This window comes from Mesorhizobium intechi, assembly GCF_002879535.1.
Lineage (GTDB): Bacteria > Pseudomonadota > Alphaproteobacteria > Rhizobiales > Rhizobiaceae > Mesorhizobium > Mesorhizobium intechi.
Genome location: NZ_PNOT02000195.1, coordinates 1 through 13995 on the forward strand (window position 1 = coordinate 1; position 13995 = coordinate 13995).

Genomic DNA, 13995 nt, shown 5'->3' on the forward strand with positions numbered 1-13995 from the left:
CGCCGGATCTCCTCCCCCGGCGGGTGTTGTTGTTTTCGGCGCCTGGTTCACCATCTGCGGTTTTGCCCCGCGGCAAGCACGACAATTGCATTCGCCGCCCCAAGCGATTATTCCGGCGCTCATGAGCGAACATCCCATCCACATAATCGGCGGCGGTCTCGCCGGTTCCGAAGCCGCGTGGCAGGCCGCGCAGGCCGGTGTTCCCGTCGTGCTGCATGAAATGCGCCCGGTTCGCGGTACGGACGCGCACAAGACCGATGGCCTGGCCGAACTCGTCTGTTCCAACTCCTTCCGCTCCGACGACGCCGAGAACAACGCGGTCGGCTTGCTGCACGCCGAGATGCGACTGGCCGGCTCGCTGATTATGAGCGCCGGCGACGCCAACCAGGTGCCGGCCGGCGGCGCACTGGCCGTCGACCGCGACGGCTTCTCCGAGGCCGTGACGAAAAAGCTCGAGGCGCACCCGCTGATCACCATCCAGCGCGAGGAAGTTCCCGGCCTGCCACCGGCGGACTGGGACCAGGCGATCATCGCCACGGGACCGCTCACCGCCCCATCCCTGGCCCAGTCGATCGCCGAGGCGACCGGGGCCGATGCGCTGGCCTTCTTCGACGCCATCGCGCCGATCATCCATTTCGACACGATTGACATGAACACCTGCTGGTTCCAGTCGCGCTACGACAAGGTCGGCCCCGGCGGCACCGGCAAGGACTACATCAACTGTCCGATGGACAAGGAGCAGTATCTCGCCTTCGTGCAAGCACTGATCGACGGCCAGAAAACCGAATTCAAGCAGTGGGAAGGCACGCCCTATTTCGACGGCTGCCTGCCGATCGAGATCATGGCCGAGCGTGGCATCGAGACGCTGCGCTACGGGCCGATGAAGCCGATGGGCCTGACCAACGCGCACAACCCGACGGTCAAGGCCTATGCGGTCGTCCAGCTAAGGCAGGACAATGCGCTGGGCACGCTCTACAACATGGTCGGCTTCCAGACCAAGCTGAAGCATGCCGAGCAGGTCCGCATCTTCCGCACCATTCCGGGCCTGGAAAATGCCGACTTCGCCCGCCTCGGCGGCCTGCACCGCAACACCTACATCAATTCGCCGACCTTGCTCGACGCCTCGTTGCAGTTGAGGTCGCGGCTTGGCCTGCGCTTTGCCGGACAGATCACCGGTTGCGAAGGCTATGTCGAAAGTGCTGCGATCGGCCTGCTCGCCGGCCGCTTCGCCGCCGCCGAGCGTCTCGGCGACGCGCCGTCCCTGCCGCCGCTCACCACGGCTTTCGGCGCGCTGCTCAACCACATCACCGGCGGCCACATCGTCTCCGACGACGAGCCGGGAAAACGCTCCTTCCAGCCGATGAATGTCAATTTTGGCCTGTTCCCGCCGGTGGAAGCGGTGAAGATCGAAGGCAAGCGTCTGCGCGGCAAGGACAAGACAGTCGCCAAGCGCCATGCCATCACATCGCGCGCGCTGAGGGATTGCCGGCAATGGCTGGGCTTGCCGGCGCCAACCGAAACGGCCGAAGCAGCGGAGTAATTCGCCTATTCTGCCGGCTCCGCACCTGCCCTCGGCAATCCCGGCTTCCCCGCCTCGGCAGGATTCCGCCTGACATAAGCCGCCTTCAGGCTTTCCGATGTTTCGCGCGAGCCGTCATGGCTCCAGCCGGGCGGCTTGATCAGGTAGTTGATGCGATCGCCGAGCGAGAGGCCCGGCGCAAAGGCATCCCCGAACATGCCGATCCATTCATGAAACGCCACTTTCAGCGGGTTGAAGGTGCCGAGATTCCTTACGATGCCGTAGCGCGGCCGGTCCTCCTCCAGTTCCTCGACGAAGGTGCCGAACATGCGATCCCAGATGATCAGCGTGCCGGCATAGTTGGCGTCGAGATAGCGCGGATTGGTGGCGTGGTGGACGCGGTGGTGCGAGGGCGTGTTGAAGACGAATTCGAACCAGCCCCACATCCTGCCGATGGTCTCGGTGTGGATCCAGAACTGCCAGACGAGGTTGAAGCCGAAGGTGAAGGCAATCACCGCGGGGTGAAAGCCGAGCAGCACCAGCGGCGCCTGCAGCACGAACATGAAGGTGAACAGGCCGGTCCAGCTCTGCCTGAGCGCCGTCGATAGATTGTAGTGCTGGCTTGAGTGATGGTTGACGTGTTCTGCCCACACCCAGCGCACCCGGTGCGCGATGCGGTGATAGACATAGTAGCGCAAATCATCGAGCAGGAAGGCAGTCAAAAAGACCCAGACCGACAGGCCGAGATTGAAGATGCGGAACTGCCATAGCCACAGCAGCGCCCAGTAGGAGACGATGCCAAGCAACAGCCCGGCGACGACATTGCCGGTGCCCATCATCAGGCTGGTCAGCGTGTCGCGCGTCTCGAAAGAGCCTTTCGCGCGGCCGGTGCGCACAAGCCAGAGCTCCATCAGGATGGCGGCGACGAAGAACGGAATGGCCAGCTGGGTAACCTGCGGAAAATCATAGCTGTCCATCACGCGGCCTCCCTGGTGGCATGGCGTGCTTCAAGAGCCTTCAGCAAGGCCTGTGCATCGCCGGCATTGGCGAAGCGGAAGCGGCCGCCCTTCCAGGTGAAGTCCTTCAGCCGCATCAGAATTGTGTTCGCCTCTTCGGAACTGGACACCGAGACGTCAGCCGCGGTGACGATGCGCGTCAAAAAGCAGTCGCCGATGCTGTGAACGATGCCGGTGCGCCCGCGTCCAAGGTCCAGAAATGCCGTTTTTGCGTCCGCCGTCAGGTGGATTGCTCGCGCCGCTTCATCGGGAAAATCCTCGGCGAAACGACGCAACGCCTGATCCGGATCGGCCAGCGTTGCCGTCGTGCTGCCCCCGGTGAAATGTACCGCGGCAACCGACAGCGCAATGCCAAGGATGACGATCGCGACCAGAACGGGCAAGCTCATGGATTTCCTCCGGGCCGGCCTGTCATCTCTGGCGACAGTTCCCGGCACGGCCGAATCCTTAGCACGATTGACGTTTACGTCAAAGTGCTGGCCAGCCTTTGCTCGCCCGCCGCACCAGCAGCCAATGCCGGCGTAAGGCCGACAGCCGCACGACCCCGTCGAGCGGCGAGGAGCGCCAGCCCTCCATCCTGTCGAGATAGGCGCGCGACAGCGCCAGCGGCAGGAAGGCCGAGCGCAACGACGCCGGCAGCTCTGCAGCGCCCTGCTCGAAAGCGGAGAGGTGTTCGCGTGCCAGCGCGGTCATCGCCGCTACGGCGCGCCGCGCCCCAGGGCCGCCGTCGCCGGCAACAAATTCCTCCGGCGTCGATCCCGCCGCCGCCAGAATGTCGGCCGGGACAAAACACTGCCCTCGCTTGCGGTGCAGCGGCAAAAGGAGCAGGAGGCCGGTCATGGCCTGTGCGCAGCCCGCCCTGCCCGCCAATTCGGCGAAGCGGGGCGCCTCGAGGGGATCGAGCACCATCGCCGCAAGCTGGATGAGCGCGGCCGCCGTCTCGCCGCAATAGCCTTCCAGGTCGGTGCGCGACGGCATCGGATCGTCATAGAGATCGAAGATGCGCGCCTCCAGCATGTTGTCGAAGGCCAGTTTGGGCAGGTGATGGCTGGAAATTGTCGCTTTCAGCGCGTCGGCGACGGGATGGCCGATGGCTGCACCATCATTGTCGGTGGCGACAAGATCACGCCACCATTGCAACCGCACCTCCCCCGGCAACGCTTCACGGATGCGATCGCGAATGCCGGCGATTTCGGCATTGAAAGCGTAGAGCGAAAACAGCGCTTCGCGCTTGTCGGCCGGCGCATAGAGCGCCGTCAGGTAGCGGTCATGATCGGCGGCGCGCACCGCCTCCATGACGATTTTGGCATTTTGCGACATATCAATCGACGGCGATGAGCGCGGCCGCCACGGCGCGGTCTTCCGCCAGGAGGACATTGTAGGTCCGCACCGCGGCCCCGGTCGACATCGGGTCGGAGACTATGCCGGCCTCCTTCAGATCCGCTCGCAGCGCCGCCGGCAACGGCCTCAAATCCTTGCCCATGCCGACCAGCAGGATCTCGACCTTGTCGGCCTCGGCCAGCAGTTTCTCGAAATCCGCCACTGTCAGCGCTGAAGCGTCCGCCGGCTCCCAGCCATGGATACCGGATGGCAGGCACAGCAGCGAACCGCGATGCGACATGTCCGCAAAACGGAACCCGCCATTGCCATAGGCCTCGATCGGCGCGCGGCCTGGGAAATGCGCCTCGCGGATGACGATGCCTTTTCCGGTCACCACTCTGTCACCCCTTCGGGCCGGCGCGTCAGGTTGCGACCGCCTTGCCGCCGTTGACCGGCTTCTCCTCATCGGCCGAAGCCTGCGGCCGCAGCTTGAACAGGATCAGCAGCGGTGCCGCGATGAAGATCGAAGAATAGGTGCCGAAGATAACGCCGAACAGCATCGCCATGGTGAAGGAGCGGATGACTTCGCCGCCGAACAGCACCAGCGCCAGCAAGGCCAGGGTCGTCGTCACCGAGGTGAGTGTCGTTCGCGACAACGTCTCGTTGATGGCGTTGTTCAACAGCTGCGGCAGCGGCATTCGCTTGTATTTTCGCAGATCCTCTCGGACACGGTCATAGACCACGATCGTATCGTTCAGCGAATAGCCGATGATGGTCAGGATCGCCGCCAGAGACGACTGGTTGAATTCAAGCCCGGTGATGACGAAGAAACCGAGCGTCATGACCACATCGTGCACTGTCGCCACGATGGCGCCGACCGCGAACTGCCACTCGAAACGGAACCACACATAGACCAGGATGCCAACCAGCGCGACCAGCATGGCGATGGTGCCTTGCTTGGCGAGTTCGCCGGAAACCGTCGGTCCCACGACTTCGACGCGGCGGAAATCATACTGGTCCTGCAGCTCGCCGCGCACCTTGTCGATGACCGTCTGCTCGGCATTCTCGCCGCCATCCTGCGTGCCGACGCGGATCAGCACGTCGTTCGGCGCGCCGAACTGCTGCACCTGCACTTCGCCGATGTTGAGCTCCATCAGCCTTGCGCGGATATCGCCGAGATTGGCATCGCCGCTCTTGGACTTCACCTCGATCATCGAGCCGCCCTTGAAGTCGATGCCGTAATTGATGTCGACCGTCATGAACAGCACCACGGACAGCACCGAAAGGAAGCTCGACAGCGCGAACGTCCAGCGGCGGATGCCCATGAAGGGGATTTTGGTGCCCGGCGGAATGAAGGTCACCGGAGCCTTCGGCAATTCCTTCGGGCGGGCGCGGCGCAGCCAGATCGACACCAGCAGGCGCGTGAAGGTGAAAGCGGTGAAGACCGTGGTCAGGATGCCGATGGCGTAGGTGATGGCAAAGCCCTTCACCGGACCGGTACCGAGATAGAACAGCACCACGGTGGCGATCAGCGACGTGACGTTGGAATCGACGATGGTCGCCAGCGCCTTCGAGAAGCCGGTGTCGATGGCCTGGATCACCGAGCGGCCAGCCCGTCGTTCTTCACGGATACGTTCGTAGATCAGCACGTTGGAATCGACCGCCATGCCGATGGTCAGCACGATACCGGCGATACCGGGCAAGGTCAGCGTCGCCCCAAGCAGCGACAACAGCCCGACGATCATCGCCACGTGCACCGCCAGCGCGATGTTGGCGAGGAAACCGAGGAAGCCGTAGGCGACGAACATGAAGGCAACGACGAGGATCGAACCGATGATGCCGGCCACCTTGCCGGCATGGATCGAATCCTGGCCAAGGCCCGGACCGACAGTGCGTTCCTCGATCACCGTCAGCGTCGCCGGCAGCGCACCGGCTCGCAAAAGCACGGCGAGATCATTGGCGCTCTGGGCGGTGAAATTGCCTGATATCTGGCCGGTGCCGCCGAGGATCGGTTCACGGATCTGCGGCGCTGAGATCACCTGGTTGTCGAGGATAATGGCGAACAGCTTGCCGACATTCTGCGAGGTCGCCTGGCCGAAGCGGGCGGCGCCCTTCGAGTCGAAGCGGAATGAAACCACCGGCTCGTTGTTCTGCGAATTGTACGTCGCCTGCGCATCGACGAGGTTTTCGCCCGAAACGATGACACGGTTTTCGATCAGATACGGAACCGGCGGATCGTCCTGCGAATAGAGTACCGACGAGCCTGCGGGCGGGCGCCCCTTGAGCGCGTCCTGCACCGGCATCGACTGGTCGACCATCTGGAAGGTCAGCTTCGCGGTCTGGCCGAGGATCTCCTTCAGCCGCTGCGGATCCTGCAGGCCTGGCACCTGCACAAGGATTCGGTCGTCGCCCTGCCGCTGCACGATGGGCTCGGTGGTGCCGAGTTCGTTGACGCGGCGCTCGACCACTTCGATCGACTGCGCCAATGCGGTCGATGTACGGTATTTGATACCGGCGTCGGTGACGGTGAATTTGAGCAGGCCCGGCTCGGAATCATCCAGCGACATTTCCTGGATGGAGCCGCCGCTGAACAGGCCAGCGGCAACAGGATCGGTCAAGGTCTTCAACGCCTTTTTCGCGGCGTCGAGCTGGGCCGGATCCGTGATGCGCACCTGCAAGGTCCGTCCGGTGCCGGCAAGGCCGGTATAGCCGATCTTGGCGTCCCGCAGCAGCGTGCGGATTTCGTCGCGCGTCGTCTCCAGCCGATCCTTGATCAGGTCGTTCTGGTTCATCTCCAGCAGGATATGCGAACCGCCCTGCAGATCGAGGCCGAGCGTCATCTGCCGCTTCGGCACCCAGCTCGGCAGCTGGGCCAACGTGCTGGCGGGGAACAGATTGGGCGCGGCGAGGATCACTGTGATGGCAACGGCCACCCAGATCAGGATCATCTTGAAGCGCGAAAAATACAGCATAGGGCGTCGTCCGTCAGAGCGTGTCCGCGGATCGCTCCGCCTTGAATTGGGTTATTTCTTGGCGTTCTGGTTAGCCACTGGTTCGCCCTTGACGCGCACATCGGCGATCGTCGAGCGCAATGCTGTCACCTTGGTGCCACCACCGAGGTCGATCTCGAGCTCGTTGTCGTCGATCACCTTCGTCACCTTGCCGACGAAACCGCCGCCGGTGACGACCGTGTCGCCGCGGCGGACCGCCGCCAGCATCTCGCCGCGCTTCTTCAGCTGCGTGCGCTGCGGGCGGATGATCAGAAAATACATGATCACAAAAATCAGGACAAACGGCAAAATGCTGATGAACATATCGGGAGAGGCGCCACCAATGCCTTGGGCGTATGCCGGTGTCACGAACATCGAGGGACTCCTGAAGTTTTGAAAACAGCCGCCAACCGTCCTGCGGAGTTTGGCGGCCTCTTGAAATTTGGCCGGAATATAGTCGGTAAAGTTGTCAATGCAACTGCGCGACCGACCAAATCGGCTGCTTTTCCGGCCTGTTCGCCCGTGTTAGAGCATGATCGCGAAAAGCGAGAGCCGGTTTACCGAAAAGATCACGCTCGAACAAAAGGTTGGGACCGGTTTCGAACCCGACGGATTCGTACGTGTCGCACCTGCCCGCCCCAGGAAACGAGCCAGAAGACCTGAAATGACCGACAGCACCATCGACGCTCTCAACATGAAACTTGACCGCCTGATCGAGGCTGTCGGCCGCCTCGCCCCGCCGCCGGTGCCTGAAACCGACCTCGGCGAGGCCGACTGCTTCGTCTGGCAGGCGGATCCCGGCTATCTGGAACCAGTGCGCAAGGTCAACCGCGTCGACATCGGCCTGATCCGCGGCGTCGACCGTGTCCGCGATATCCTCGTCGACAATACAGAGCGCTTCGCCGCCGGCTTTGCCGCCAACAACGTGCTGTTGTGGGGCGCGCGCGGCATGGGCAAATCGTCGCTGGTCAAGGCCGTGCATGCCGAGATCAACACCAAGTCCAAATCCGACCTGCCGCTCAAGCTGATCGAGATCCACCGCGAGGACATCGATACGCTGCCGAAGCTGATGGGTTTGCTGAAGGCCGCGCCCTTCCGCGTCATCCTGTTCTGCGACGACCTGTCCTTCGATCATGACGACACGTCGTACAAGTCGTTGAAGGCAGCACTTGAAGGCGGCGTCGAAGGCCGCCCCGCCAACGTCATCTTCTACGCCACTTCGAACCGCCGCCACCTATTGCCGCGCGACATGATCGACAATGAGCGCTCGACCGCCATCAACCCGTCCGAAGCGGTCGAGGAGAAGGTCTCGCTCTCCGACCGGTTCGGGCTTTGGCTCGGCTTCCACAAATGCTCGCAGGACGAGTATCTCGAGATGATCAACGGCTATGCCAGCCATCATGGCCTCGACATCGACCCCGAGCAGCTGCGCGCGGACGCGCTGGAATGGGCCACAACGCGCGGCAGCCGATCGGGCCGCGTCGCCTGGCAATTCACGCAGGATCTGGCCGGCCGGCTGGGCAAGCCGCTAAAGGATTGAGGCGTCGCGCCCGTCGCACGTCGCGCGGCGTTTGGCCAATCTCGCGGCGCATCCAATGCGCCAGATGTGACCGGTGCGCGAAGCCCGTCAATTCCGCGACCTCGCGGGTGCTGAGATCGTGCTGTTGCAGCGCACGCGCGCGTTCGACCTGACGTCGCAACACACGTCGCGACGCGCTTTAGTGGCAAGCATTTTGCTCAAAACTGAAAAAGCCCGCTCCTTGTGGGGCGGGCTAAGCCGGCGGGCCGGACTGGAGGTCAGACGGCCCGCAAAATCGCTTTTTTTCTTCTATTCGAGGTAGCCGGCCTATTCGAGATAGCCAGAGGGGTCGACCGGAGCGGAATTCTTGCGCACTTCGAAGTGCAGCTTCGGCGAGTCCGTGGTTCCACTCATGCCCGACAGCGCGATTTCCTGGCCGCGCTTGACCTTCTGGCCGCGCTGCACCTCGATCGAGCTGGCGTGACCGTAGACGGTGACCAAGCCATTCTCGTGGCGCACCAGCACGGTGTTGCCGAATTCCTTCAGGCCGTCGCCGGCATAGATGACGACGCCGTTCTCGGCCGCCTTGATCGGCGTGCCCGAGGGCACGGCGATGTCGACGCCGTCCTTGCCGGATCCGAAACCGGAGATCACCCGGCCGCGCACCGGCCAGCGCATCTTGCCGATACCCGTGGCATCGGGCGCCACCGCGTCGTCATCCTCGGCCTGCTGGATGACCTTCGCGTCCTTCTTCGGCGGCGTGTAGGATGCCAGCGTTTCCGACGGCGTGGCCTTTGCCGGGGGCTGCGTGGTTGCCGTGGTTACAGGATCGACTTTCGCAGGCTTGGCGCTGGCGACTGTCGCGGTTCCACCTGCCGGCACCTTCAGGGTCTGGCCGATCTTGAGCAAGCCGTCCTTCATGCCGTTGGCCTGCTTCAGCGCAACGACGCCGACGCCGGTCTTCCTGGCGATCGAGGACATCGTGTCACCCGACTGGACCGTATAGGTACCGGCGGCGCCGGTTGCCTTGGCGACCTGCGCCGGCTTGGGCTCCTTGGGCTGGCTTGCGGCGGCCGAAGCATCGACCTGCGCGGCGGACTTGCCTTCCTTGAGCTTAGGCTGCTGCGGCAGGACGGCGACCTTGTCGGGCGCGGTGGCCGGCAGGTCGTGCTTGCCACCCTTCGCCGGCCCGTCCTTCAACTGCTTGGCGTCGGCGACTCTCGGCTCGGCCTTGCTCGAATAGGCATAGGCGGGGATGACGATCTTCTGGCCGGTCTTCAGCCCCTTGGTCGGGCTCAGGCCATTCACCTTCATGATGACATCGGCTGGCACTTTGTAATGCGCCGCCAGGCCGGAAATGGTCTCACCGTCCCTCACGACGATCTCGGTAGCGTGCGGCCTGCCCACCTCGGCCACCTTCGGCGCGTCGGGCTGGGCATTCTTGAACGGCTTGGCGGCGGGCTCCACGGTGCCGGTCGTCGTCCTGTCGACATGGGGAGCGGGCCGGACCATGGCCGGCGCCGATGCGACACGCACCGGATTGGCGGCAGGCGCCAGCGCCGGCGCGGATTGCGCCTGAGCGGAAACGGGCGGCGGCAACGGCCGGCTCGAAACCGGTTCGAGACTGGAACGGCTCACCGACTGCGTGTGGCTGCCGTCAAGCGGCGCCGCCGAGACATCGCCCGGATAAGGCTGCGCGGCATCCTGCTTGTTGATGATGGCACGCTGATTATTGGTCGAGGAAGTGAAGACGTCGTCGACACTGTTGAACCGCGAAGCCTGGGAACTGCACCCGGCGGCCGCACCCGCAATCATGAGAACAGCGCAGCCCCGCGCCAGATTGCGACTGTTTGTCTTCAAAACACTGAGTTGCATCGCACTAACCCGCACAAACGCTGCACCAACTGGATGGGATTAAAGCGCGTTAATGTTACTGGTCGGTTAACCCATTAGAATCCGACGAAAATTTTCTTAAAACATTTGGGAGTAGCCGGCGGCATTGATTGCGCGGTCGAACAGCTATTCGACCGCGCAGCAGCGCTGTGGCGGAAACTAGATGACCGCGGCCATGCTGCGCAGGATCGGCTGCAGCCGCACGAGGCCGATATCCTCGCGCTCGAAACGGCTGCCGACCTTGGTCAGCTTGGCCAGCACCTGCTCGCCCTCCTCCGGCCCGATCGGCGCGATGACGATGCCACCGCTCGACAGTTGGTCGAGCAGGAAGCGCGGCAGGCTGTCGAAAGCGGCCCAGGCGACAATGCGGTCGAACGGGCCTTCTGCCGGCAGACCGCCGGAGCCGTCAGCCTGGCGCACGATGACATTGCCGATGCCAAGCGCCTCGAAACGCTGCCTGGCCTGTTCTACGAGCGTCTTGTAGCGGTCGATGGTGACGATCCGCGCCGCCAGCCGCGACATCACTGCCGCCGTATAGCCGGATCCGGTGCCGATCTCGAGCACGCGGTTTCCTGCTTCTATGGCAAGGGCCGCGATCACCGCCGCCTGCATGTCGGCGCCTTCGATAGCCTCGCCGCATTCGATCGGCAGCATGCGGTCCGACCAGGCGAGTTGTTGGAAATGGGCCGCCAGGAAACCACGTCGTGGTGTCGCCTCGAAAGCCGCGATCAGCGCCTTCGGTACGGTTCCCCTGCCACGCAGGCGCAGTAGGAAAGCGGCAAATCCTTCGCGGTCATCGATTGGCGGATTCATGCAAGCGCCTTGCTCAGCTGGTCACGGATCTCATGCGCAGTAAGGTCGAGCTGCAACGGCGTCACCGACACCAATCTGTTGCGCAGCGCGTGGAGGTCGGTGCCTTGCTTGCCCTCGACCGGCTCGCGGCCGAAGCGCAGCCAGTAGTAAGGCAGGCCGCGCCCGTCACGGCGCTCGTCGACCCACAGGCTGTGCACGAGTTTTCCTTGTGTGGTGACCACAGTGCCCGCGACCTCTTCGGGAAGGCAGTTGGGAAAATTGACGTTGAGCAGCACACCGTCCGGCAGCGGCGCCGCGACGAGTTTCTTCAGCAGTGCCGGCGCAAGCGCCTCGGTGGTCTCGTAGGGAACGATGCGATCCTCGCCGACATAGGAGTAGCCCTGGCTAAGCGCGATCGAGCGGATACCGAGCAGCGCCCCTTCCATGGCGCCGGCGACGGTCCCCGAATAGGTCACGTCGTCGGCGATATTGGCGCCCGAGTTGATGCCTGACAGGATCAGGTCGGGCGCGCCGGGCAGGATCTTCTTCACCCCCATGATGACGCAATCGGTCGGCGTGCCGCGCACGGCAAAATGCTTCTCGCCGATCTTGCGCAGCCGCAGCGGCTCCGAGATCGACAGCGAGTGCGCATAGCCGGACTGGTCCTGCTCCGGCGCCACCACCCAGACATCGTCGGACAGTGTGCGCGCGACGCGTTCGAGCGACGCCAGTCCCTCGGCATGAATGCCGTCGTCATTGGTCAGGAGAATGCGCATTATTTCGCTTCGATCTTTGCCAGACCGCCCATGTAAGGCCGCAGCACTTCAGGAATGGTTACACTGCCATCCTCGTTCTGGTAGTTTTCGACGACGGCAATCAGGGCGCGGCCGACGGCGGTGCCCGAACCGTTGAGCGTATGGACGAAGCGATTGCCCTTGCCGTCCTTGTCCTTGTAGCGCGCGTCCATGCGGCGCGCCTGGAAATCGCCGCAGACCGAACAGGAAGAGATTTCGCGATAGGCGTTCTGGCCGGGCAACCAGACCTCGATGTCGTAGGTCTTGCGCGCGCCAAAGCCCATGTCGCCGGTGCACAAAACCATGGTGCGGAACGGCAGTTCCAGCCGCTTCAGCACTTCCTCGGCACACTCAGTCATCCGCTCGTGCTCGGCGAGCGAGGATTCCTGGTCGGTGATCGACACCAGCTCGACCTTGTAGAACTGGTGCTGGCGCAGCATGCCGCGCGTGTCGCGGCCGGCAGAACCTGCTTCCGAACGGAAGCACGGCGTCAGCGCGGTGAAGCGCAGGGGTAGTTTTTCATGCGCGGTGATTTCTTCGCGCACGAGGTTGGTGAGCGGCACCTCCGCGGTCGGAATGAGGCCAAGTCGGCCCTCCCCATGCGGCGTGAAGAACAGGTCTTCCTCGAATTTCGGCAGCTGGTTGGTGCCGAAAAGCATCTCGTCGCGCACCATCAGCGGCGGGATCACCTCCTCATAGCCGTGCTCGGTTGTGTGCAGGTCGAGCATGAACTGGCCGATGGCGCGCTCCATCCGTGCCAGGCCGCTCTTCAGCACGGTGAAGCGCGAGCCGGACAGCTTTGCCGCCCGCTCGAAATCCATCATGCCGAGCGCTTCGCCGACTTCGAAATGCTCCTTCACCCAGTTCGGCCGCATTGGCACCTTGCCGACAATGTGTTTGACGACATTGTCGTGTTCGTCCTTGCCGACCGGCACATCGTCGAGAGGCACATTGGGCAGCACCGCAAGCGCGTCGGTCAGCGCCTTGTCGAGCTCGCGCTCACGCGCCTCGCCATTCTGGATGAAGGTTTTTATATCGCCGACTTCGGCCTTGAGTTTTTCGGCCAGGGCGGCGTCGCCCGAACGCATGGCGTTGCCGATCTCCTTCGAGGCGGCGTTGCGGCGCTCCTGCTTGGTCTGCAGCTCGGTGACGTGTTCGCGCCGCGCCTCGTCCCTGGCGATCAAATCATCGACCGTGGACTGCGCCTCGCCGGCCGGCCACGAGCGCTTCACCAGCGCCTCGACAAGGGCCTTCGGGTTGTCGCGAATCCATTTGATGTCAAGCATGGTTTGAACGCTCCTGAGCTAAGCTCCGAGGGCGTAAACCGCATCCTTGACCGATGCAAGATGAGGCTGGGCGGCGGTTGTCGTTTTCCGCCGCCGCTGACGACTTACGAGGCTGCCGGCGCCGGAGGCTCGTCCGGTGTCTTGTCGGCCACGGTCTCCCCGGCTTCCTGCTTCTCGCGCGCCAGGCGCTCGCGCTCCTGGCTGCGCTCGATCAGCCGGGCCGACCAGATGGCGACCTCGTAAAGCAGGATGGTTGGGATGGCCAAGCCGATCTGGCTCATCGGGTCGGGCGGCGTCAGCACCGCCGCGACGACGAAAGCGATCACGATCGCCCATTTGCGCTTCTCGGCGAGCGCCTTGGACGACAGCATGCCGACCCGCGTCATCAGGCTGGTCACCACCGGCAGCTGGAACACCAGGCCGAAGGAAAAGATCAGCGTCATGATCAGGCTGAGATATTCCGACACTTTCGGCAGCAGCGAAATCTGCACCTGCTCGTCCGTGCCGGCCTGCTGCATGGCGAGGAAGAACCACATCACCATCGGGGTGAAGAAGAAATACACCAGCGAGGCGCCCATCAGGAACAGGATCGGCGACGCGATCAGGAATGGCAGGAAGGCATTGCGCTCGTTCTTGTAGAGGCCGGGCGCGATGAATTTGTAGATCTGCGTGGCGATCAGCGGAAAGGCGATGACCATGCCGCCGAACATGGCGAGCTTGACCTGCGTGAAGAAGAATTCCTGCGGCGCGGTGTAGATCAGCTCGACCTTGTGCGGGTCGAGACCCGCCCATTTCGTCGCCCATTTGAAGGGGACGACCAAAAGGTTGAACAGCTTCTTGGCAAAGAAGAAGCACACCAGGAAGGC

The 13995-nt window shown here is 63.4% G+C and carries 13 protein-coding genes and 1 pseudogene; 2 read left to right on the forward strand and 12 right to left on the reverse strand.

The features are described 5' to 3' along the window. Positions 1–121: 121 nt before the first annotated feature. Entirely contained in the window at positions 122–1540 is a 1419-nt protein-coding gene (gene trmFO, locus C1D09_RS16480; protein ID WP_143975307.1) for a methylenetetrahydrofolate--tRNA-(uracil(54)-C(5))-methyltransferase (FADH(2)-oxidizing) TrmFO, read from the forward strand. A 5-nt stretch (positions 1541–1545) separates the two neighbouring features. Here trmFO and C1D09_RS16485 read toward each other — a convergent pair whose 3' ends face one another. From C1D09_RS16485 to yajC, 6 genes are all read right to left on the reverse strand, one after another. Further along, on the reverse strand, positions 1546–2496 hold the full coding sequence (locus C1D09_RS16485; protein ID WP_208760394.1) for a sterol desaturase family protein: 951 nt from the start codon (positions 2494–2496) through the stop codon (positions 1546–1548). Then, the gene (locus tag C1D09_RS16490; RefSeq protein ID WP_143975309.1) at positions 2496–2924 is read right to left on the reverse strand and encodes a hypothetical protein; all 429 of its coding nucleotides are present in this window, start codon (positions 2922–2924) and stop codon (positions 2496–2498) included. The genes C1D09_RS16485 and C1D09_RS16490 overlap by 1 nt, the downstream gene beginning before the upstream one ends. 79 nt (positions 2925–3003) lie before the next feature. Continuing rightward, on the reverse strand, positions 3004–3855 hold the full coding sequence (locus tag C1D09_RS16495; protein ID WP_167514641.1) for a phytoene/squalene synthase family protein: 852 nt from the start codon (positions 3853–3855) through the stop codon (positions 3004–3006). A gap of 1 nt (position 3856) precedes the next feature. After that, on the reverse strand, positions 3857–4252 hold the full coding sequence (locus C1D09_RS16500) for an Mth938-like domain-containing protein (protein ID WP_167514642.1): 396 nt from the start codon (positions 4250–4252) through the stop codon (positions 3857–3859). A gap of 25 nt (positions 4253–4277) precedes the next feature. Next, a complete protein-coding gene (gene secDF / locus C1D09_RS16505) occupies positions 4278–6827 on the reverse strand; it encodes a protein translocase subunit SecDF (protein ID WP_143975311.1) in 2550 nt (849 codons plus the stop codon). 51 nt (positions 6828–6878) lie between these two features. After that, positions 6879–7220, reverse strand: a complete 342-nt coding sequence (yajC, locus tag C1D09_RS16510) for a preprotein translocase subunit YajC (RefSeq protein ID WP_010909882.1) — start codon at positions 7218–7220, stop codon at positions 6879–6881. A gap of 289 nt (positions 7221–7509) precedes the next feature. Here yajC and C1D09_RS16515 point away from each other — a divergent pair, with 289 nt between their 5' ends. After that, entirely contained in the window at positions 7510–8385 is an 876-nt protein-coding gene (locus tag C1D09_RS16515) for an ATP-binding protein (RefSeq protein ID WP_143975312.1), read from the forward strand. Here C1D09_RS16515 and C1D09_RS16520 read toward each other — a convergent pair. From C1D09_RS16520 to tatC, 6 genes and pseudogenes are all read right to left on the reverse strand, one after another. Beyond that, positions 8339–8554: pseudogene (locus tag C1D09_RS16520) on the reverse strand (helix-turn-helix domain-containing protein); the annotation flags it as partial. The gene C1D09_RS16515 and the pseudogene C1D09_RS16520 sit on opposite strands and share 47 nt — an antisense overlap. A 137-nt stretch (positions 8555–8691) precedes the next feature. Next, a complete protein-coding gene (locus C1D09_RS16525; RefSeq protein WP_143975313.1) occupies positions 8692–10239 on the reverse strand; it encodes a peptidoglycan DD-metalloendopeptidase family protein in 1548 nt (515 codons plus the stop codon). A 177-nt stretch (positions 10240–10416) separates the two neighbouring features. Further along, positions 10417–11070 carry a protein-L-isoaspartate(D-aspartate) O-methyltransferase gene (locus C1D09_RS16530; protein WP_143975314.1) on the reverse strand — a complete coding sequence of 218 codons (654 nt, stop codon included), beginning with the start codon at positions 11068–11070 and terminating at the stop codon, positions 10417–10419. Next, positions 11067–11825: a 5'/3'-nucleotidase SurE gene (gene surE / locus C1D09_RS16535; RefSeq protein WP_143975315.1), complete on the reverse strand. Its 759-nt coding sequence runs from the start codon at positions 11823–11825 to the stop codon at positions 11067–11069. The genes C1D09_RS16530 and surE overlap by 4 nt, the downstream gene beginning before the upstream one ends. Further along, entirely contained in the window at positions 11825–13129 is a 1305-nt protein-coding gene (gene serS / locus C1D09_RS16540) for a serine--tRNA ligase (protein ID WP_143975316.1), read from the reverse strand. Before serS ends, surE begins: the two co-directional genes overlap by 1 nt. Before the next feature lie 104 nt (positions 13130–13233). Then, on the reverse strand, positions 13234–13995 hold a 762-nt coding region (gene tatC / locus C1D09_RS16545), incomplete at its 5' end, for a twin-arginine translocase subunit TatC (RefSeq protein ID WP_143975317.1).